This window comes from Lewinella sp. IMCC34191, from assembly GCF_003390935.1.
GTDB lineage: Bacteria > Bacteroidota > Bacteroidia > Chitinophagales > Saprospiraceae > Neolewinella.
Genome location: NZ_QNQZ01000007.1, coordinates 255,954 through 277,677 on the forward strand (window position 1 = coordinate 255,954; position 21,724 = coordinate 277,677).

Sequence of the window (21,724 nt, forward strand, 5' to 3'; positions counted from 1 at the left end):
CCCCGCCGGGTAGGGTGGCGGAGGGATGCGGGTGCATCCGGTCAATTAAGACATACCACGGTTCGGTAATCGAAAAGCTACGCTTGGCCCGTGTCCCTGAAAACGGTTAAAAGGTGTTGCCCTGGCGATCGCACCACGGCGTGTGGTGGAAATTTCTTGGTGGAAGCATTGGGCTTGGGCCATCAATGCGACAACTAAAATGGGATTAGCAGGGTCGGTAAGTATTAAACCGGTCACAAGAAAAGGACCGCTTACCAAGTAAATGGGCGGAGGCTAATGTATGCGGCTTTCTAAACCGTACGCGACCGGTAGTACCTACTGAGAGGTTCCTACCGGCCGCAGGGTATGATGCTAGAAAGACTAGCGGTTCTTTTTCTTGTGGCGGTTCTTGCGCAGACGCTTCTTCCGCTTGTGGGTGGCAATTTTATGACGCTTCCGTTTTTTTCCACACGGCATATTGGATCGTTTTAAATGTTAGCAATTTGAGTAGTGAACTCACCAATTAATACAAATTGGAGGCTCTATAAGTTGTCCGATTGAAGGTCTCTATCGGGCATTAGTCTGCAAAGGTAAGGTAAAAAGGAATAGATGGGCCAAATCGGCCGTGAATCCCTGCCTTCTCACCCTTCTTACTTGGAGGCATTCTGCAGCAAACGCCCGCATTCCTGAGCCAACAGGCCGGATTCCTCGTTCCGTCCCAGGTTCTCGTACACCTTGGCTAGGGGGCAGACCACGTCGGGATTTCCGGGCTGCAGCGCATTGGCTTTCTCGAGTCGTTCGGCGGCCCGACCCAGCTGATTGGTTCGGATGGCGAGCTGCGCCAGCGTAATGTATACTTGAGGATTGTCGGGGTACCGTTCCTCCAGTTCGCGCAGCATCAGAATACCCTTCATGGGATTGTCCGGTGGCGGATTGTCGGTATAGGTGAGCGCCAGGTTTATCCGGTGCTCGGCGTTATCGGGGTTGAGGCTGATCGCGGCCTGGTAAGCGGCTTCCGCCTCGGCGCTGCAAAACTGCCGCGCCTTGTCGTCAATCCCTTCCTGCTTCAGGCATAAACTGAAGGTGGTGGCCGTAATGGCCCACGCATCCTCGGTGTTCTGGATCTCGGCGATGCGGGCGGCGTAGGCTCCGGAGATCGCCGGCTGCCCGGCGCGGTACCACTCGCCGGCCAGTTGCTGGAGCAAGTCTACCCGCAGGCTGTCGTCGTCCTGCCCCTCCAGCCGCGCTTCCAGCGTACTGATGGTAGCGGCGGCGGCGGGCGACAGATCCGCGTGGGCCTCCCGAATCAGGCTTTCAATACCGGTTGCCTGCACGGGGCCCCGCTGGAAGCCGGCCTCCATCTCGGGCGGACGCACCGGACAGCCCCAGTAGGTGACCAGCACCAACAGGAGAGCAATTCCGGCGGTAATCCACTGCGTTTTTCGCATCTAGTCGTAATCACTTTCGTCATCGGGCAGGCTAGACACCTTATCCTTGACCTGCTCCACGAAAATTTTGGCCGGTTTGAAGGCCGGAATGTAGTGCTCGGGAATTTCAATCGCCCGGTTCTCCTGAATATGGCGACCGATCTTCTTGGCGCGCTTCTTTACGACAAAGGACCCGAACCCACGTATGTAAACGTTCTCTCCTTCGGCCAGGCTTCCCTTTACTTCCTTGAAAAAACTCTCCAGGGATACCAGAACATCGACTTTCGCGATGCCTGTCTTGTCGGCAATATTTGCCACTAAATCAGCTTTTCTCATTCTGTAGTTTTTGTTCCCTTAACGGGTTATCAAAAGCGGTGCAAATATCTGCTTTTTCTGCGGGTTTTGCCCAATTATAAAAACTATTTCTTTTAAAATCAGTCACTTACAAAATTGACCTTCCCGTTACCGGACTTTCGTGGGAGTGGTCTATACCTCCGTTCCGGGAGTGAATACGGGTGTTAGCGCGCCCTGGCCTTTTCCTCCTATATTCGCACCTTCCGAAAATCCCACCCATGCTCTTATCCATGACCGGTTACGGTCGCGCCAGTCGCACCGAAGGCGGCAAAACCTACACCGCCGAAATACGAGCCCTCAACAGCAAGCAGAGCGACCTGCGGCTGCGCACCAATCTCAACTTGCAGGCCCACGAGATGGAGCTCCGCAAGTTGGTCCTGGCCGCAACCAAGCGCGGCAAGGTGGAAATGTCGGTCGATATAGATGACGAAACCGGGTCCCAAAAAGTAAAGGTCGACCTGCCCCTGCTTTCGGCCATCAGCCAGGAGGTGTACTTCCGGCTCAACAGCCACGGCAGCCGACCACTACCCGAACACACCATGGACGGCCTGGTGCCGGCACTGCTCCGTACGCCCGGCATCATCGAATCGGGTGCCGGTCAGTTGGTCGACAATGACTGGGATCACTTGCAGGCTACCGTTGCGGATGCCCTGGACCGCCTGTTGGCTTACCGGACCCAGGAAGGTGACGCGCTCTCCGGCGATTTAAGCGGCAGCGTGCGGGAGATCCTTGACCTGCTAAGCCGGGTAGACGACTACAGCGAGCAGCGGATCTCCGCGGTGCGGGAACGTATGGAGCGCCATCTCGCGGACTATCTCGGACGGGCCAACGTAGACAAAAATCGCTACGAACAGGAAGTGCTGTTCTATCTGGAAAAGATGGACATCAACGAGGAGAAGGTCAGATTGGCCCAGAACTGCGAGTACTTCCTCGAAATTCTGAACAACGAGGACGACGTGAAGGGGCGTAAGCTCGTATTCATCAGCCAGGAGATGGGGCGGGAGATAAACACCCTGGGAGCGAAATCATACTCCGCCGATCTGCAGAAACTGGTCGTTAACATGAAGGAGAACCTCGAAATGATCAAAGAACAGCTTGCGAATGTTGCCTGAGCCGCCCCACGGTAAACTCCTCATTTTTACGGCTCCGTCGGGGGCGGGCAAGACCACGATCGTGCGCCACCTGCTCAAGAAATACGGTGAACTCGCCTTCAGCGTTTCAGCCACCACCCGTCCGCCCCGCCCCGGGGAGGAAGACGGCGTGGACTACCACTTCCTCAGCCGCAAGGAATTCGCGCGCCGCGTAGAGGCCGGTGCCTTTGTCGAATACGAGGAAGTGTATCCGGGTCGCTTCTACGGAACGCTCCACTCAGAGGTCCACCGGATCTGGGAAGCCGGTCGCACCGTCGTTTTCGACATCGAAGTGAAGGGCGCCACGACAATCAAGCGGCAGTATCCGGAGGATAGCCTGGCCGTTTTCGTATCCCCCCCGACCCGGGAGGTGCTCTTCCAGCGCCTGCGCGACCGGAGCACCGAAGACGAAGAAAGCCTACGCGTCCGCATTGAGCGGGCGGGGGTAGAGCTGGGTTACGCCGATTCCTTTGACCGGATACTCGTCAACGACGACCTGCCCACCGCGCTGGCGGAGGCGGAACTCGTCACGCGTGAGTTTCTAGCGGACTAAATCTTGCGCCCGCCGACCACCCGGCCCCGGCGTTCCTCCTGCCGGAGTCGCTTGAGGGGGATCAGCAGGCTGGCAAATGCGTCCGCGCTGCTTACCCGCCACTCGCGGCCGGCATACGTGATAATGCCACTGTCCCGTTCCCAGTCACTGGCCAATAGGGTGTAGCGGTCACCGTTCTTAGGGTTAGGACCGAACACCAGGAAATTATCGCTGTCATCCTCGAAGGAGATGGCTATCCGCTGCGTCTTCGGGCTGAAGGTGAAGACGCCGGGGGTATTCCGCCGGAATACGACCTGCTCGATGTCTCGCCCATTGATGACCCGTACCGTACCGTTGCGGATCTGCGAGTTTCCGCTCCGTAGTTCCCGTTGCAGGATCACATCCTCGGAAAGGTAAAACTGGATGCGCCGAAGGTCCTCTTCTCCCCAGTTCTGCTCCTCGTAGAGGCGCTGCGTGAAGGGGCTCAATTTGGGCCCGCAGGAGGTAAAACAGAGCACGGTAAGGGAAAGTAGCGTAAGGATTCGGATCATAATTGGCCATCGGCTGCTGGTGATCTATAATACGCCGGGCGGCGGAGCGCAGGTGTAATGCGCGTCGGGATTAAGCCAAGTTTAACGCCGCGTCCGAAAAAAGGTCGTCATCACTTCCGCGCATTCATCGTGCAGGACGCCGAACTCCAGTTTGGTCTTCGGATGCAGCAGTTCCCTGCCGAAGCGCATGAAGCCCCGCTTGTCGTCGCTGGCGCCATACACGAGTCTGCTGAGTTGGGCCCACGCCTGCGCTCCGGCGCACATCGGACAGGGCTCCAGGGTAACGTACAGTGTACAGTCCCGAAGGTATTTGTCTCCGAGGTGGTTAGCCGCCGCGGTAAGGGCGATGATCTCGGCGTGGGCGGTTACGTCATTTAGCCGTTCCGTCTGGTTATGGCCACGGGCAATGATGCGGCCATTGGAGACCACTACCGCTCCAACGGGAATTTCCCCGATGGTCGCCGCCAGTCGCGCCTGGGCAAGGGCCTGCCGCATGAAGTACGCATCGTCGTACACCTCAAGCATCGAGCACCGTTTCTACCAGGTAAAGGTTGCGGTCGGGGTTGGAGCGGGCAACCAGTTCCGCCAGGAATCCCGTTACGAACAGGATCGTACCCATCACCATGGTCGTCAGGCTGATGTAGAACCACGGGTTGTTCGTCACCAACACCATGGGCATATTGTTGGCCAGGGCGTACACCTTGGTGGTGCCGATCACGATCGAGGAGATCAACCCGATCAGAAACATGATCGTGCCGATCGTTCCGAAGAGGTGCATCGGCCGCTTACCGAATTTACCCACGAACATCAGGGAGAGGAGATCTAGAAAGCCCGTTACCAGACGGCTGAGCCCGAATTTGGAAGTCCCGTACTTTCGGGGGCGGTGCTCCACTACCTTCTCGCCAATATTGCGGAAGCCGGCCCACTTCGCCAGGAGGGGCATGTGGCGGTGCATATCGCCGTACACCTCAATCGACTTGATCACGTTGCGCCGGTAGCTTTTCAGGCCGCAGTTGAAATCGTGCAGCCGAATGCCGCTTACCCTTCTTGTCACGTAATTGAAAAACTTGGAAGGCAGGGTCTTGCCGATCGGGTCCTGCCGGTTCTTCTTCCAGCCCGATACCACGTCGTAGCCATCCTCCTTGATCATACGGTACAGGGCGGGTATTTCGTCGGGGCTGTCCTGCAGGTCTGCATCCATGGTGATGATCACGTCCCCGCTCGCGTACTGAAAGCCGACGTTAAGGGCCGGGCTTTTTCCGTAATTGCGCTGAAACTTGATGCCCTTCAGGCAGTCGTTGGCGGCGGCGAGCTCCGTAATAACGCGCCAGCTGTCGTCGGTACTTCCGTCATCGACCAGCCATACTTCGTAGCTGAAATCGTGGGCCTGCATCACCCGGTCGATCCAGGAGGTAAGCTCCGGGAGCGACTCCTGCTCGTTGAATAAGGGAACGACTACGCTGATGTCCATAGGCGGTCGTTGTTCACCGTTCCCAGAATCATGCCGGGAAGGTCGCGGTCGAGCAGGGGGCTGTTACGGGTTTTTCCCCGCAGATCGGCTTGCGTGAAGCGTTCGGTACCCGTAGTGGCGAAGAGGGTGAGGGCAGCTGCCTCTCCGGGAGCGATGCGGACGGGCTCCAGTCCCAGCAAGCCCCTCGGCCCGGAGGTGAATGCCGCGATCAGCCGATCGAGTTCATCCTCGCCATCCACCCAGGCTAATTGCTGCCGGAAGGCGGTTTCCAGTCCGAGCGCGCCGAAAGCGGCATAGCTGAATTCCAGGTCCTTTTCCTCGCGGTGGAGCGCCCGGTGGTTGCTTGCCACCGCCGTAATGGTTCCGTCCAGCACCCCCTGTCGCAGGGCACGCCGGTCTTCCTCGCCGCGGATGGGGGGAAGTACTTTGAAGTTGGGGTCGAAACCCTGGAGTTCTTCCTCGGTAAAGCTCAGGTGGTGCGCGCCGACCGTGCAACCCGTTAGCCCCGTTGGGTCGGTGCCATAATCCTGGATCAAGCGGAGCGATTCCGCACTCGAGATCAGGTGCAACAGCAGCCGGCCACCGGTGTAGGTAAGGATACTAAGGGCACGACGTAACGGAATGGTTTCACACATGGTCGGAATACCCCGCAGGCCCAACTGAACGCTGGTGTTTCCTTCGTGCATCTGTCCGTCTTCTGCCAGATCGCTGTCGTACGGACTTTCTATGATCAGGCCACCGAAGCCTTTGCTGTATTCGAGGCCCCGCTTCAGCAGGCTGCCGGCAAGCGATCGTCCGGGGCCGTCGGTAAAGGCCACGGCACCGGCTTCGTTGAGTTCCATCATCCCGGTCAGGTCTCGGCCGTCGGTATCGTGACTCAGCGCTGCCAGGGGGAGAAGATGAACCGCGCTTCCCTGATTACGGCTACGGAGGTACGCCATATCCGCAACCGTTTGCCGCACGGGCACGGTGTTGGGTAGTACGGCTACGGCCACGTATCCCCCCGCCCGTGCGGAGGCGACCAGGCTGTCGATATCCTCCCTCTCCTCATGACCGGGGTCACCGAGGTAAGCGCCTATGTCCACGAATCCGGGGGCTAACCGGGCGCCCTCCCGGTGAAAAACCTCCTCGCCCTCGCCGGCTTCCAAGCCTGCCTCGATTTCCTTGATTGTTCCGGATTCGATCCGCACGTCCACCGTTTTTCGGTGAAAGGGACTGTTAGGGTCGGTGATGGTTACTGAGCGGAGGAGCATGGCGGGGCAAAGGTATCATTTAGCCATAAATCGCATAATCCTTCCGGCCCGGAGCTTTAGCCGACCGTCCGGTCGTTACACTTTCCAAAACCGGAGGACCAGTGCTTCCGCCAGTAGGAAAAGGAGTGTCGCCCAGATAAAGTAACGCCAGAGCGGCTTGCCTTCGGTCCGCTCGCGAATATCACTGACGAGGGCCGCCTGGGAGTCGGCATCGAGCACCGTAACCGCGGGAATGTCCTGCAGGTCACCTTCCGTCGAATAGTTCAGATCGGATTCCGTGCGGTCGTAATTGAAGGCGAAGGATTCCACGGTTTCCTCGTCGATGACCAGTTCGTAAACCCCAGCTTCCGGCACCTGACCGCCGAGGCTGAGGGCGACGCGGCCGCCGATGACACGCTGCTGCGGAATGAATTCCCCGCCGGGCCCCCTGAGCTTGTATACGATCTCCGCTGATGATTGGCGTCGGCTGGTTTCCACCACTTCGTCCCGACCGATGACGTAGGCCAGGGGCCGCCGGCGCCCGCTGCTGATCCCCATTTTGTAGAGCATGGGTATGAATACTTCGGCGTTCAGCGCAATGTTATTGACTTGGGGGTCGAGGGGTGCGGAACTCAGATACAGGTTACCATCGCCGCTGCTATACTTGGCCAGTGCCGTACTTCCGTCACGGTAAGTAAGCAATGCCTCCTGGCCGCGGTTTCCGTAGCGGGTAAGCGGATAGTTACCCTGCGAAGAAGGCAGGTTGAGGGCGCTCTGCCGCTCCTGGAACACATTCTGGAAAATGAACTCCTCATCGTTCAGTCCGCTGACCTCCCGCTGGCGCTCCTCGTAAGCTTGCAATTCGTCGGCGGGTAGCACGGAAAGGAAGTTATTATAAGTCGTCAGATCGGCATTAGCGGGCGGGAAGAGCAGGACGTTACCTCCGCCGTTGATGTATTGCCGGAGCTGTTCTCCCAGTCCGCTGGCAATGGAAGGCAGGTCGGTCAGGATGAGCAGATCGTAGTTCCCCAGGTTCCCGTAGTCTATATTTTGAGCGGTAACCTCCGTAGCCTGGAAAACCGCCAGCTGGAGGGCGGCACTCAGATTGCGGTCGCTGCTATTGTCTCCGTCGATGTGCAGTACCCGAACCCGGTCAATGGTCCGGAAGGCCAACTCGTATACATCGTCAAACTCTACTGGGTAGTCGGTAATACGCAACTGGGCGGATCCGGAACCAGGCTGGCTGATGTTTAGATAGACACTGTCTATCACGTTCCCACCGGCGGGAATGCGCAGGGTCCCTTCCGGTTTGCTTTGACCCTTGTAGCTGCTGCTCAACCGGACGTTATCCAAATCTTCGTCACCGTAATTCCTGACCCGGACCAGCAGCAAGTTATTCTGGTTAAGTTGGGGAACCGGCGCATCGAACCAGGCCGAATCGATGGCCACGTTCCGCTCCTGCACGGCTTTTAAAGGGACCAGGTTGACGGACAAGGTGCTGTCGGCTTGTTCCAGGTCGGTGATGTTCCGCTGGAAGTCGGAAATCATGTATACGATCCGGTTTTCCGCGTTACCGGTAGTCAAAACGGAATTCTGGCGCGCCAGCACCCGGCTGAGGAGTCGACTTTCCGGGCCGACGCGTATTTCCTCGATGGCATCCAACGCCTCCTGTTTTCCTACGAGCCGTTGGTTTCGGCCGCTAAAAGCATTCGTGAGCACCTGGAAACGGTCTTCCGGTCCGTACGCTTCCACGATGTCCCGGGCGCGGTCGCGAGCTACCTGCAAAAGGGGGGCGCGGTCGCTTTCGGCGGCCATGCTGAAGCTATTGTCGACGTAGATGCTGACCGCTTTGCTTCCCTGCAGGACGCCTTCCTCCAGCGGAATGAAGGGTTGGGCAAAGGCCAGAACCAACGCAATTACCGCCAGGCACCGTAGCAGCAGGACCAGCAAATTGCGCAGCCGGCTCCTCATGCTGGTTTCCTCTTTCACTTCCCGCAAAAACCGCACGTTACTGAAGTAGACTTTCCGAAACCTCCGGAAATAGAACAGGTGAATGATCACCGGAACGGCAACCAAGCCCAGGGCCCATAGAAAGGAAGGAAATAGGAAGGACATGGTTAGTACGGTAGTAATCAGTAGGTTGGGCTAAGGGACTAGATCATACTCTCCGGCCGAACCCAGGCATCAAACTCTTCTGCCGTCAGGTAGCCCAGGTCCAACGCGGCTTGCTTGAGGGTGGTTTCGTCTGCGTAGGCTTTCTTGGCAATGGTCGCGGCTTTGTCGTAGCCGATCTTGGTATTCAGTGCGGTTACGAGCATCAGGCTGTTATTCACGTGCTCCTTGATGCGGTTGCGATTCGGCTCGATCCCGGCGGCGCAGTTCTGCTCGAAGCTCCGACAGGCATCGCCGATCAACCGGGCGCTCATCAGGAAGTTGAAGATCATGAGCGGCTTGAAGACGTTCAATTCGAAGTGGCCGGTCATTCCCCCGATGTTGATCGCTACGTCATTACCCATCACCTGGGCCATCGCCATGGTCAGAGCTTCGCTCTGCGTGGGGTTGACCTTGCCGGGCATAATGCTGCTGCCGGGCTCGTTGGCGGGAATATTAATTTCTCCGATCCCGGAGCGCGGTCCGCTGGAGAGCATCCGGATGTCGTTGCCGATCTTGGTCAGGCTGGCAGCCAGGGTCTTGAGGGCTCCGTGTGCTTCGACGATGGCGTCGTGGGCGGCCAGTGCTTCGAATTTGTTCTCCGCGGTGCGGAAGGGGTGGCCCGTCAGGTCGGCAATTTCTTGGGCAACCTTTTCCGCGTATCCCGCTGGGGTGTTGAGGCCGGTGCCCACCGCCGTACCACCCAGCGCCAGTTCGGCCAGGTGATCCAGGGTGTTCCGTAGTGCCTTCAGGCCGTGATCCAGTTGGCTGACGTAGCCACTGAATTCCTGGCCCAGCGTAAGGGGAGTAGCATCCATGAAGTGGGTCCGGCCGATCTTGACCACGGACTCCATTTCTTCGGACTTGGACCGCAGCGTGTCGCGAAGTTGCTCTACCCCGGGGATGGTATTCGTAATGACCATCTCGTACGCGGCAATATGCATTGCCGTGGGGAAGGTGTCGTTGCTGGACTGGCTCTTGTTGACGTCGTCGTTGGGGTGCAGGACCTTCTTAGCATCGGTTAACGCCCCGCCGGAAAGGACGTGGCCGCGGTTGGCGATGACCTCGTTAACGTTCATATTCGACTGCGTGCCGGAGCCGGTCTGCCAAACGACCAGCGGAAATTCGTCGTCCAGGTCACCGGCCAGTATTTCATCCGCTACCCGGCCGATGAGGTCACTTTTGTCATTCTCCAGCACCCCCAGGGAAGCATTGGTGCGGGCGGCCGCCTTCTTAAGGATTGCAAATGCCCGGATAATTTCGATGGGCATTTGCTGTCCTCCGATTTCGAAGTTGGTGAAGCTGCGTTGCGTCTGGGCGCCCCAGTAGCGGTCGGCTGGAACATCAATCGTTCCAATACTGTCTTTTTCCTGACGGGTGTTCATTGTATGATATTTTGCGAGCGCGAAGGTAGTTGATATTCCGGGCGTAGTCGGGCGCCCAGTCCCGGGGTCTCCGGAACGCGGACCGAACCGCCCTCTCCGTATATTATACCACCTTCCACCGGGTCCTCGGAGAACATGAGGGGAGTGTCGAAATCGTAAAACGTAATCCGTGGATCACTAAGGGCGAAGTGAGCGGCCGCAGAGAATCCCAGTCGGGACTCCAGGAATCCACCCACCTGCAGGGGGAGGGTAGTGCCGGCTACTATGCGACCGGCAGTGTATAATCCGCCGGATTTGCTAAGCTTGATGTTGATCCGGTCAACCGCATCGATGGCGCACAAGCGGCGTGCATCCCCGTCGGTCCAGCAGCTCTCGTCCGCCATAAGGGGGATGGAAGTTTTGCGGCGGAGCGCAGGTAATTGTGTCCATTCGGAACGGTCGATCGGCGCCTCGCAGTGCTGAATATTAAATCGCTCCATTCCGCTAAGTGCTACCACGGCTTCCTCAAAGGTCCATCCCTGGTTGGCGTCGATACGCAGGGGAATATCCCGTCCGACAACTGCGGATATCGCTTCCATGCGTCGGATGTCTTCTTCGGCCCCCCTGCCCAATTTTACCTTCACGACCGAGAACCCTAGGTCGACGATTTTGCGCGCCGCGGCGGCCATCTCCTCGCTGGAGCCGAGACTAACGGTATAGTCGGTCAGCAAAGCCCGGTTTTCAGTCCCTCCGAGGTACCGGTAAAGCGGTTGCTGGCTCTCCTGGGCCGCCAAATCATGGAGGGCCATATCGAAAGCGGACTTGATAGCGTAATTTCCGTGAATCGCGCGGTTGAGTGTGGTGGTAATTACGGAGTGGTTATTGATCGGAGACCCCAATAGCAGGCGACCCAGAAAGCGTCCGATGGCCAGCGCTCCGTCCAATGTTTCGCCGTGTATGGTGGGAAAGGGGCTTGCCTCACCCCAGCCTTCCATACCGGTGTCGGTACGGATCCGCACGAACAGGTTCTCAGCGTGGGTGAGCGGCCCAAGCGAGATAACAAAAGGCTCGATCAGCTTGATTCGTAGCGGGAAAAGGGTAATTTCGCGAACGCGCATTTATGCAGTTTGAGGGAACATGATGGATGTTGACGCATAGGTACATAGACTAGGTCCGAAGGAATACGGAAGAAATTGTTAATTTTATTATTCCACCTTATTACCTGAAACTGTTTTATGTCGCAATTGCACGCAAATTACCGGAACATTGTCGTGATAGGTGCTTCGGCCGGCGGGGTGGAGGCTATCCTGGAAGTCATCAAGAACATACCGGAAGATGCGAGAGTCGCCGTTTTCGTCGTCCAGCACATCCCCGCTTATTCCAAAAGTAACCTGCACAAGGTACTGGCCAATCATACCTCTTTTCACACCAAGAAAGCGGAGGATCAGGAACCCATCATGCCCGGAACGATTTACGTCGCCCGCGCCGACCGGCACTTAATGGTTGAGGACGGGATGGTGATCGTTTCCAAGGGTCCCCGGGAAAACCGGTTCCGGCCGGCGGTGGACACGCTGTTTCGTTCTGCCGCCAATGCCTACCAAGAGCGGGTGATCGGTGTCGTCCTGAGCGGTGCATTGAACGACGGAACCTCCGGCATGTGGTCCATAAAGCGGTATGGTGGAACGGCAATCGTCCAGGATCCGGAGGAAGCTATGTTTCCGGACATGCCGCAGGGCGTAATGCGGTACACTGACGTTGACTACGTACTCTCTGCGGCAGACATAGGGAAGAAAATAGGGGAGGTGTCTCGCCGGCAAATCGTGGAGTCACAGCGGGAGATCGGAATTTCGGAAGAAAAGCTGCTGGAGATTGAACTCGAGATTGCTAAAGGAAAAAATGGTTTAAATATGGGAATCCTGGAACAGGGCAAGCCTTCCGCCTTAGCCTGTCCGGAATGTCACGGTGCGTTAACGCAATTCGAAGAAGGGAAACTGCTGCGCTATCGCTGCCATACGGGGCACGCGCATACGGCCGAATCCTTACTGGCCAGCATAAAGGATAATGTAGAGAAAAGCATGTGGGAGGTGATGCGGGGCCTAGAGGAAAGCAACCTGTTACTCAACAAGATGGCCCAAAAAATGGAGGCGCACGGCCAGTCATCTACCGCCGAGAACTTGAAGGAGCAGGCGAAAAGCCTGCAGCGAAAAGCAAAGGAGGTGCAGCGAGTCATTGAGCTATCCGACCTGTCTGCCGATGAATATCTAGGGGCAGAGAACAAAGAGCAGGCGGAATCATCTCATTTAATAAATAACGACATATAATAATTTTCGCTGTGTCATCTCATTAGATTTAACAAATTGTGTCTTTGATAAATTTAACTAATTTGTAAGAAACTGATAACCAGTTTGTTAGAATAGTGGCACGGTATTTGCGATTATGATGGACGTAAACACTGCCCTTATGTCCGTATTTCAAGACACCTCTCCCGACTTTCAAAACAAAACCATCGCCTATATCAACCGACTGGACAGCCAATCCGCAAAAGTGGTAGCCATGGCTGAAGATATTCCCATGCCTCAGGCTTTGCGTTCCGAATTACTGCAAACCTGGCGGATCACGCGACAGAAGCTGGCTTACTTTCGCCGGGAACTTGAACGCGCCGACGGTGAATTCAGAAAGGAATTGGAAGTTCTGCACAACGCGCTGCTTCCCGAAGTCATTTCCTACCAGGTTAAACTGGGGGCTATGATGATCAGCGATACGTGTAAAGACGGACGCTACCTCCACCGGTGGCAGGCAATTTGGACAAACTATACATACTAATCCAGCCCGAACGCGACACTTTTAAACACAGCTTTGAGACATACCTAATGATGAGACCCCCCTTCGCTCTATTTTAGCGAGGGGGGCTCATTCTTTCTAGCCGACCGGTAAGGGAATGTTTGCTACTATTGTGTTCTCTCATGGTAATCGACTTACAACACGTAAATTCTGACTCCTTATGGCAGTGAGAATTATTGGAATAGGAGCCTCCGCCGGTGGGTTGCAAGCATTGGAGTCCTTCTTCTCCGAATTACCAACGGGCTTAGGCGTAGCCTTCGTAGTGGTCCAACATCTTTCCATGGACCACGCGAGTTCCATGACCGCCATTCTTCAACGGGCCACTCGATTGAACGTAGAGTCGCTGGATAGCCTGACCGTACCCGAGGCAAATACCGTATACGTTAAGATGCCTGAGGTCGACGTTGAGGTCGAGCAACTTACTATACGCACTACTCCACGAGCGGCAAAGGCCGATGCCCTTTACCTGCCTATCGACGACTTTTTTTTCAGCTTGGCTAAGTCGAGAGAGGAGGAGGCCATTGCTATAATCTTGTCCGGAATGGGCACCGATGGCAGCCGGGGCCTCAAGGAAATCAAATCACGGGGCGGTTTAGTGATGGTTCAGCATCCGGATTCAGCCCAGTTCGACGGTATGCCCAAGGCGGCTCTGCGTCAGGGATTGGCGGATGTGGTCCTTCCTCCGGCGGAGTTGGCCACGCGGCTAGCCATGATTCTGCGTAGTAATTCTACCCTGAACGAAGTAAAAGAGCGGCTTGAGCCAATCACGCAGAGTGACCTGATCACCAATCTCCTGACAAGGATTCAGCTCTCCGCGCGAATTGATTTCAATCGCTATCGGTCGGCTACCATCATGCGGCGTATTGAAAAAAGAATGCTGATCCGGCAGTTCTCCGACCTGGAGAAGTACGTTCACTTCGCCATGGACGACGAGGAGGAATTGCAAATCCTCAGGCAGAGTTTCCTGATCGGCGTTACCCGCTTTTTTCGAGATCAGGACGCCTTTACCCTTATCCGGGAAGAAGTCATTCCGATGTTGTTCAGCCAGGTTCAGGATCGGGAAGTCCGCATTTGGGTTCCTGCCTGTTCCACCGGTGAGGAGGCCTATAGCATCGCTATTTTGATGCAAGACTATCTGGATTCGAATAACCTCGACTATACCTATAAGATCTTTGGTTCGGACGTAGACCGAAAATCCATTATTACCGCGGCCACCGGTGTTTATGACGATTCCATAGCGGGTGATGTCCCCTTACCCTACCTGCAAAGGTACTTTATAGCCGAGCCGCCCGGCTACCGGGTGCGTCCGGAACTGAAGGAGAACATTCTGTTCGCCGTGCAGAATCTGCTCGATGACCCTCCATTTATTCGCATCGATTTTCTGTCTTGTCGGAACTTTCTCATCTACATCAACGGGGAGGCCCAGCAGCGGATCCTTTCCAATTTTCACTTTAGTTTAAATCCGTCCGCCTGCCTGATGCTCGGACCGAGTGAAAGTCTTGGGGGTTTGCAGTCGGCCTTTACAACCATTGACAGAAGGTGGAAGCTGTACCGGAAGCGGATGGGCGGCAAGAACTCAACCGGAAAATTTGTAACACCAGCCATTGAAAATTTATCTTCGCGCCCCGGCAGTGGAATAGCTGTTATAACTCCGGACCTTACGGGGGCTGACAACGGCGGCTCCTTGGATCTGGAAAACAAAAAGACTACCGTACCTCTAGCGACTATGGATTATTATGCCCGGTACCTTTCGGAACGATACGCGCCTGCTACTCTCTTTGTAAATAAGCAGTACGATATACTGTATCTGAACGGAGACTTTAACGGCATGCTGCGCTTACCCCGGTTCAATGCGATGCTGTCGTTACATACGATGGTCAGCGAAGAGGCGGAAAGCCTGTTAACCTCCGGCGTAGACCGTGTACTCCGAACCGGGAATTCGGGTATTTTCGAGCGGATCAACGTGGCCGACACCGGTGCGGAAGCACGCTTCGTCCGGGTGCGCTTCAGTCTCACCGAGTTTGCCCAGGAAGAGCAGCCCGTAGCCATGCTTGAGTTCTTTCCAGTCGATGAAGATCACGACGCCGGAAGATCCGACGGTGAAGAGGTGTATTCCGTCGACCGCCGGCTAAAGGAGAAGATCCGTAAGCTGGAAGCAGAGTTGATGTCCAGCGAACAGCGCGGTCAGAAGCTCTACAATGAGCTGGAGGCCACCAATGAAGAATTGCAATCCAGCAACCGGGAGCTCCTGGCCTCTAACGAGGAAATGCAGAGCACCAACGAAGAGCTGCAATCCGTCAATGAGGAGTTGTACACCGTAAACAACGAGTTCCAACGGAAAAATGAAGAGCTGAATAACATCAACAACGATGTAAGCAACCTACTGAAGAGTACCCAGATCAGTACGATCTTCGTCGATAATCAACTCCGCATTCGGCGCTTTACCCCGGGAGTGGGGCAGCAATTCGATCTGCACAATTCCGACCTGGGGCGCCCGCTCACCTCCTTCTCCAGTCCGTTCGAAGATTTGGATCTCGAGTCGCTGAGTCGCAACGTCCTGAAGACCAACATCCGCCACGATCAGGAAATACAGGACAAAAAGGGTAACTTTTTCCTTCTTCGCATGCTGCCCTATCTGACCGAACAGGACGAAGTGGAAGGCATCGTAATCACCTTCGTCGACATCAATGATCTGGTTCGTACCCGCCGTCGACTGACCGATATGGCCAATAAGTACGAGGCCATCTTTGATAATACGGAGGAAACGATCGCCATCATGCGCGAAAACAGCCGCATCGAGGAGATCAACCGTCCGCTGGCCGGCCAGCAGGCAAAGGAACTGATTGGTAAATACTTTACCGACCTCATCGGAACGGACCAAGAGAAGGTCCGCTTCAACGAGTGTCTGCGCGCCAGCTTCGACGAGCATGTGGTGACGAATTTGGACATATCACTGACTTCAGAGGTCGAAGGAACCGTCTACACGAAGTTGGAAGTCATTCCTATTGCCGATACGATTGACGTCACCGACCAGCGCACGGAAATCAGTCAGGTCATGGTCATTATTCATGACTTCACGACCGTGGAGGAAGAGAGACAAGAATCGACCGCCATTATTGCACAGTATGCTCAGGCATTGACGGTGTTGCAGCAGGATGCGGGACTGTTGGACATGGATGAGCGTATGATCAACGTCAATCACATGCGCGGGCACATACACGAACGCGACCACTACGTGAATAAGCGCATATCCGACTTCGTAAGCCCTGGGGGCTTGGAGAAATACCGTAAGGCAGTCAAGAAAATTCGGGGCGGAAGCCTGGTCGAGCGTATTGACTTTACCCTGGAGGAACTCACCGACGACAATCAGGCGAGAACGGTGCTCTACCGCCCGGTTTACATGGACGGTAAATTGGCCTTTATCAGTTTCGAAACGGTTAATATGAACGGTCCCGATCAGACTGCCGGTTAATTTCCAGTTTGCGCATTTTGCTGAATAGCGTTTGTGGATTAAGTCCCAAAAGTTCCGCCGCCCCGTTCTTACCACTCACTTTTCCCTCCGTCAATTCCAAAACGGACCGGATATGCCGCCGCTGCATTTCCTCAAAGGTCAGGACATTCTGTTCCGTAAGGGCTTCCTTATTTGAGGTCCCATCGTTGTTTCGTGGCACCGCTCGGTCCAGTGATATTTCCAGGAACTCACCGTCACTGACGATCAGCGACCGTTGTATGATATTTTCCAGTTCCCGAACGTTCCCCTCGAAGGGATATCGGCGTAGGCGCGCTATATCTTCGGGGCGTACACTAAACCTACGGCCACCCGGAGGACTGTGCTTTTCGATGAAGTGTTCTACCAGAGCGGATATGTCCTCCGGCCTTTCCCGCAGGGCGGGACTATGGATAGGGAACACGTTCAGACGAAAGTATAGGTCGGATCGGAACGTCCCCTCTGTCACCCGTTCGCGCAGATTGCGGTTGGTTGCCGCGATGATGCGCACGTCCGTCTGGATACTCTCCTTCGCGCCCAACGGAGTGAACTCACCATCCTGCAGCACCCGCAGCAGTCGAGTCTGCAACAACATAGGCATCTCGCCGATCTCATCCAGAAAAAGCGTCCCCTCGTCGGCGAGTTCGAATCGACCGAGATGGTCGCCCCGGGCACCCGTAAAGGCACCTTTTCGATAGCCGAACAACTCGCTTTCGATCAGATCCGCCGGCAGAGCGCCGCAGTTCAGGATGACGAGCGGCCGGGCGGCACGAATACTGCGCGCGTGAATGGCCCGCGCGATCAGCTCCTTGCCGGTTCCCGTTTCGCCCGTAATAAGAACCGTACTATCCGTAGTGGCTACTTGATTGATCTGCTGCAGGACCTTCGCGTAATGCGGGCTTTGGCTGACGATTTTGTACGATTGCTGGCCACTGAACTTCTCGTTCACCAGGACACTTCGGCGTTCGAGTTGCGTGGTGATTTTCTCCAGCTCGATCTCCAGCGACTCCCGCTGGCGTTCCTCCGATATGCGTTGGGTCAGATTATACGCCGTGATCATGAACTGATCCCTGTACTGGATCTTACGGATAGGCTTAATGGTGACCTTCACCGGAACCAGGGTATTGTTCTTCCGCTGAAACGAGGTCTGGTAGCTGGCCGATCCTCGGGCCATTGCCGTCCTCAGATGATTACCGATGTCCAGCGCGTTCTGCTCCGCATCGATTTCGGTGAGATGAGGGAGTGGTTGCGATCGGTCCAGTCCTAACTCTACCAGTAGAGGCAAGTTGATAAAGATTGCCTTTCCGGATGCATCGGTCCGCATGGCGTAGCAATCGATCTTATCTATAATGACATCCGATTCGTCGTCCTCTTTGTCTCGGATCAGTTCCTCGTCGACGCGTGTACGGCTGACGATGCCGCACAGCGCTTGTTGATCCTCGTACTTGACCCGCGTCGCAAACAGCACCAGAGGTTTACGGGCATTAGCTAAGCGGCCAACGGGAAGAACCAGGCGTCGGGTGCTGCCACCGTGCTTAAAGCTTTGCAAGAAGCCGCGGTACTCCGCCGGATTGTGAAAGATGCCCAGACCAAATACCGTACGGTCCATCTCCACCATATCCGGCTGTCCGGCGACGGCAAGCATGGAGCGGTTAGCGTAGACGATGTTACCGTTCTGCAGGGCAATGAAACCTGGAAGGGGAACGGTTTCCAAAATTTTACCTAACTCAAGAGAGGTCGATATCATCAGTAGAGGGTGAGCTACCAAATTTACGAAATCCCGTCTATTTTTGGGCTATAGAGCTAAAAATTTGGATATATCATAAGCGTTTTGGCGTCAGGCTGTCCATATCTAATTCTTTCACGTAGCGTGGCACCGTGAACCGTTGGCCGTACCGCTCCTTCAGTTCTGCACAACGGTCGAGAAAATTCTCGTGCCCGTAGCTGTAGATGTAGCGCATTACACCGCCCGTGTAGCCCGGAAAGCCCCATCCGTATACGCTGGCCAGGTTGGCCGCCTCGATATGCTCGATCACGCCTTCCTGCAGACACCAGCCGGCTTCAATCACTTGCGCGAATAGGAAACGATGCTTCATGCGCCGCCGGTCGTAGTCATCTTTCGTCACGGGGAAATGCTTCTCCAGATCCGACCAAAGCCGGCTGTTGCCGTTGAGCTCGTAGTTGTAAAAACCCGCCCGCTTACTCTTGCCACTTCGCTCGAGGTCGTCCTTAACTTTGATGAGGGCCGGTACGGCGGGGTGCTGTTTGTACCGCTTACCGTAGTGATCGGCCGCTTGTTGCTCGTAGCGCATTACGAGCTTTAAGCCCAGATCGTCGGCCATCGCCAGCGGGCCGGATTTCATGCCGGCCTGGCGACCCATATTCTCGATCAGTGCAGCGGGATAGCCTTCGTTAAGCATAGTGACCCCTTCCAGGATATAGGTGTTCAGCACGCGGGCGGCGAAGAATCCCCAGCTGTCTTTCACTACGATCGGCAGCTTACGGATGGAGATAGCAAAGTCGAAAGCCCGGGCCACGGTTTCATCACTGGTCTGTTCACCCTTGACCACTTCGACGACCGACGTTTTCTCGGCGGGCGAGAAGAAGTGGAGGCCGACGTAGTTCTCGGGGCGCAGGGTTTCTTTCGCCAGTTCCGTGATGGGGATGGAAAGCGTATTGGTGCCGAAAATGGAATATTCGTCAAGATGCTCCTCCGCCTCCCGGGTCACCTTGGTCTTTACCGATTTGTTTTCGAATACGGCTTCCACGACGATGTCACAGTTATCGAACAGATCGCTGTTATTCGTGGTGGTGATCCGGTCGAGCAGCTTCTCCCGTTCTTCCGGCTGGAAGGTTCCCCGCTCGATGTACTCATCTATTTTATCCGCGACGTATTCCTTGCCGCGGTCGGCAATCGGCTGACTCACGTCTTTCAAAATAACATCGAACCCATTCCGCAGACACAGGAAGGCGATGCCGGAACCCATCATGCCGGCCCCGATCACCCCGACCCTGCGCGCACGGAATTTACCAAACCCTTTAGGCCGGCCGACACCCCCACGCACGGCCTGTTTGTCGAACCAGTAGGTGGAGATCATATTCTTCGTCACCGGGTCGGTAGCTACCCGGGCGTAGTAGCGGCTGTCGAGCCGGTAGGCGGTGGTGAAATCGAGTTTGCTGCCTTCGGCCAACAAGTCGATAATGGCTCTCTTGGCAGGATAGAGGTCGTTTGTTTTGGCCGATAAACGGGCGGTAAGCAGACGGATTCGGTGGCCTAAATTCGGGTCGGCAGCTGTTCCTCCGGGGATTTTGCCGTCGGGATCGTCCCAGGTGCGCCGAACGTCGTGGTGCTCCAACAACCATTTCTTTGCCTTGGACAGCATGTCCGACCTGTCTTCCGCAAGTTCGTCGACCAGGCCGACCTTTAGCGCTTCTTGCGGACTGTACCGCCGCCCTTCCAGCAGTAGGGGATAGGCCCGTTCGATCCCGAGCAGCCACATCAGGCGAATGACCGCCCCGCCGCTGGGAATCAAGCCAATCTTTACCTCGGGGTGCCCGAGGCGCATTTTGGAATCAGCGATCGCGATCCGGTAGTGGCACGCCAACGTCAGTTCGAAACCCGTTCCCAACGCATCGCCATTGATGGCCGCGGCAACGGGAACGCCGGGAACCTCGAGATCCCGCAGGAACTGCTTTAGCTGCTGGGATGCCTCAAAAGCCCGGGCCGGATCCTCAAGACGGTAGAGGTAGTCGAGGTCGCCGCTTTCGAGAAAGTCCTGCTTGGCACTGGTTATGATGACGCCGTTGAGTTTGCCGGCCTGTTTCTCTTCTTTCAGGTGCTCGATCACGGGCGCGAAAGCCGCCACGATCTCGTGGTTGAGCAGGTTGCCCGATCGGCCCGACATGTCGAGAATGACCGTGGCTATGTTGTCGGTATCCTTGCGGTAGTGGATCATAGTCTTTCGATAATAGTGGAAACGGCCAGCCCGGCTCCGGCGTCAATGGTGAGGCTGCCGATGGTAAGGTCGCGGCGTTCCAACTCGTCTAGAATCTGGCACAGCATCATGCCGCCCACGGCACCGAGCGGCTCACCGAGGGCGATACTTCCTCCCAGGACGTTGATCTTGTCCTCGTCGATGTCCAGCCGCTGGCGAAAGCGGATCGCGGGGGCCGCGAAGGACTCGTTGAACTCGAACAGGTCGATATCCTTCTGGGTCAGTTTGGCCTGCTCGAGCACCAAGTTGAAAGCATTCACCCCACCGGTCAGTAGCGTCGCATCCACGGCGGACATGGCGACCGCACGGATACGGGCGCGGGCCTTAAAGCCAAGTCGTTCGCCGGCGGCCCGGTTGCCGAGTAGGCACAGCGCGCAGCCGTCGGCCGGTGGGCTGGTGTTGCCCTTCGTGTGCCGGTGATCGACGTGATCGACGAGGGGGAATCGATGCAGCGCCATTTCATCGAAGCCGGCCAGCCCCATTTCCGAGAAGCGCGATCCGTAGGTGGCCAGGGTTTCCATGTCCAGGCTATCGTCCGGGATCGTGTCCTCCGCGAGGATCGGCAGGCCGCTTTGGTCCGTGATCGCTTCCAGGCTGGCATCGAAGTGGCCCGCCTCCCGGGCCGCCACTGCCTTCGCGTGACTGTTCAGCGCGTAACGATCCAGGTCTTCCCGCTGCAACCCGTGCGTGCTGGCTACCAGGTCGGCCGCCACCCCCTGGGGGATATAGTGGCTGTTGATGACCGTAGCCGGGTCGTTCATCATCGGGCCGCTATTGAGATAGGTGGGTACCCGCGACATGACTTCCAGCCCCCCGGCGATGATCGTTTCCCCGTAACCGGCCGTGATACGGGCCGCGGCGAGATTGATGGCTTCCAGTCCGCTGGTGTTGAAGCGGTTGATCTGGAGTCCGCCCCGGGCCTGCCCCCAACCGGCGTACAGCAAGGCCGCCCGGGCGATGTTGTAGCCCTGGTCGCCGGCCGGCGTGTTGCAGCCGATGACCAGGTCGTCGATTTCAGCCGGCAGGTCGTCCCGTCCGCTACGCCGCTGAAAGGCGCGCAGGCACTGGGCTAGGAGTTCAATGGGCTTAACTTCGTAAAGATCGGCGGGAAACGCGGCTCGACCGCGCGGACTGCGGAGTGCGTCGTAGATGAAGGCTTCGGTCGGCAAGGGCTATGGTTATTAGTGGGACAATATACAAGGCATCCGAG

17 protein-coding genes are annotated in these 21,724 nt (G+C 56.4%); 5 read left to right on the plus strand and 12 right to left on the minus strand.

Annotated features, from left to right (window positions below; genetic code table 11):
* Nucleotides 1-629: 629 nt before the first annotated feature.
* Both DRW39_RS14930 and DRW39_RS14935 read right to left on the minus strand, forming a co-directional pair.
* A complete protein-coding gene (locus tag DRW39_RS14930; RefSeq protein WP_116107857.1) occupies nt 630-1,427 on the minus strand; it encodes a tetratricopeptide repeat protein in 798 nt (265 codons plus the stop codon).
* Nucleotides 1,428-1,742: an HU family DNA-binding protein gene (locus DRW39_RS14935; RefSeq protein ID WP_116107858.1), complete on the minus strand. Its 315-nt coding sequence runs from the start codon at nt 1,740-1,742 to the stop codon at nt 1,428-1,430.
* Nucleotides 1,743-1,978: 236 nt separating this feature from the next.
* On the opposite strand from DRW39_RS14935, the gene DRW39_RS14940 reads away from it, so the two are divergent.
* On the plus strand, nt 1,979-2,872 hold the full coding sequence (locus DRW39_RS14940) for a YicC family protein (RefSeq protein ID WP_116107859.1): 894 nt from the start codon (nt 1,979-1,981) through the stop codon (nt 2,870-2,872).
* Nucleotides 2,862-3,443, plus strand: coding sequence for a guanylate kinase (gmk, locus tag DRW39_RS14945; RefSeq protein ID WP_116107860.1), 582 nt, complete (start codon nt 2,862-2,864; stop codon nt 3,441-3,443). The genes DRW39_RS14940 and gmk overlap by 11 nt, the downstream gene beginning before the upstream one ends.
* On the opposite strand, the gene DRW39_RS14950 is transcribed toward gmk, so the two are convergent.
* From DRW39_RS14950 to DRW39_RS14980, 7 genes are all read right to left on the minus strand, one after another.
* On the minus strand, nt 3,440-3,973 hold the full coding sequence (locus tag DRW39_RS14950) for a hypothetical protein (RefSeq protein WP_116107861.1): 534 nt from the start codon (nt 3,971-3,973) through the stop codon (nt 3,440-3,442). The two genes, gmk and DRW39_RS14950, sit on opposite strands and share 4 nt — an antisense overlap.
* A gap of 81 nt (nt 3,974-4,054) precedes the next feature.
* A complete protein-coding gene (locus DRW39_RS14955) occupies nt 4,055-4,498 on the minus strand; it encodes a nucleoside deaminase (RefSeq protein ID WP_116107862.1) in 444 nt (147 codons plus the stop codon).
* Nucleotides 4,491-5,444, minus strand: a complete 954-nt coding sequence (locus DRW39_RS14960; RefSeq protein WP_116107863.1) for a glycosyltransferase family 2 protein — start codon at nt 5,442-5,444, stop codon at nt 4,491-4,493. The genes DRW39_RS14955 and DRW39_RS14960 overlap by 8 nt, the downstream gene beginning before the upstream one ends.
* Nucleotides 5,429-6,697: a dihydroorotase gene (locus tag DRW39_RS14965; RefSeq protein WP_116107864.1), complete on the minus strand. Its 1,269-nt coding sequence runs from the start codon at nt 6,695-6,697 to the stop codon at nt 5,429-5,431. The genes DRW39_RS14960 and DRW39_RS14965 overlap by 16 nt, the downstream gene beginning before the upstream one ends.
* 75 nt (nt 6,698-6,772) lie before the next feature.
* Nucleotides 6,773-8,791: a vWA domain-containing protein gene (locus DRW39_RS14970; protein WP_116107865.1), complete on the minus strand. Its 2,019-nt coding sequence runs from the start codon at nt 8,789-8,791 to the stop codon at nt 6,773-6,775.
* 38 nt (nt 8,792-8,829) lie between these two features.
* Nucleotides 8,830-10,212: a class II fumarate hydratase gene (gene fumC, locus DRW39_RS14975; protein ID WP_116107866.1), complete on the minus strand. Its 1,383-nt coding sequence runs from the start codon at nt 10,210-10,212 to the stop codon at nt 8,830-8,832.
* On the minus strand, nt 10,209-11,309 hold the full coding sequence (locus tag DRW39_RS14980) for a dipeptide epimerase (RefSeq protein ID WP_116107867.1): 1,101 nt from the start codon (nt 11,307-11,309) through the stop codon (nt 10,209-10,211). The genes fumC and DRW39_RS14980 overlap by 4 nt, the downstream gene beginning before the upstream one ends.
* 117 nt (nt 11,310-11,426) lie before the next feature.
* On the opposite strand from DRW39_RS14980, the gene DRW39_RS14985 reads away from it, so the two are divergent.
* The 3 genes from DRW39_RS14985 (at nt 11,427) to DRW39_RS14995 (ending at nt 16,504) form a co-directional block, all read left to right on the plus strand.
* Nucleotides 11,427-12,512, plus strand: a complete 1,086-nt coding sequence (locus tag DRW39_RS14985; protein WP_116107868.1) for a chemotaxis protein CheB — start codon at nt 11,427-11,429, stop codon at nt 12,510-12,512.
* A gap of 139 nt (nt 12,513-12,651) precedes the next feature.
* Nucleotides 12,652-13,014, plus strand: a complete 363-nt coding sequence (locus DRW39_RS14990; RefSeq protein ID WP_116107869.1) for a hypothetical protein — start codon at nt 12,652-12,654, stop codon at nt 13,012-13,014.
* A 178-nt stretch (nt 13,015-13,192) separates the two neighbouring features.
* On the plus strand, nt 13,193-16,504 hold the full coding sequence (locus DRW39_RS14995; protein ID WP_116107870.1) for a chemotaxis protein CheB: 3,312 nt from the start codon (nt 13,193-13,195) through the stop codon (nt 16,502-16,504).
* On the opposite strand, the gene DRW39_RS15000 is transcribed toward DRW39_RS14995, so the two are convergent.
* From DRW39_RS15000 to DRW39_RS15010, 3 genes are all read right to left on the minus strand, one after another.
* Complete coding sequence (locus DRW39_RS15000) at nt 16,470-18,266, minus strand: sigma-54 interaction domain-containing protein (RefSeq protein WP_116107871.1); 1,797 nt, start codon at nt 18,264-18,266, stop codon at nt 16,470-16,472. The two genes, DRW39_RS14995 and DRW39_RS15000, sit on opposite strands and share 35 nt — an antisense overlap.
* 73 nt (nt 18,267-18,339) lie before the next feature.
* Nucleotides 18,340-20,475, minus strand: coding sequence for a 3-hydroxyacyl-CoA dehydrogenase NAD-binding domain-containing protein (locus tag DRW39_RS15005; RefSeq protein ID WP_116107872.1), 2,136 nt, complete (start codon nt 20,473-20,475; stop codon nt 18,340-18,342).
* Complete coding sequence (locus tag DRW39_RS15010; protein ID WP_116107873.1) at nt 20,472-21,683, minus strand: acetyl-CoA C-acyltransferase; 1,212 nt, start codon at nt 21,681-21,683, stop codon at nt 20,472-20,474. The genes DRW39_RS15005 and DRW39_RS15010 overlap by 4 nt, the downstream gene beginning before the upstream one ends.
* Nucleotides 21,684-21,724 lie beyond the last annotated feature (41 nt).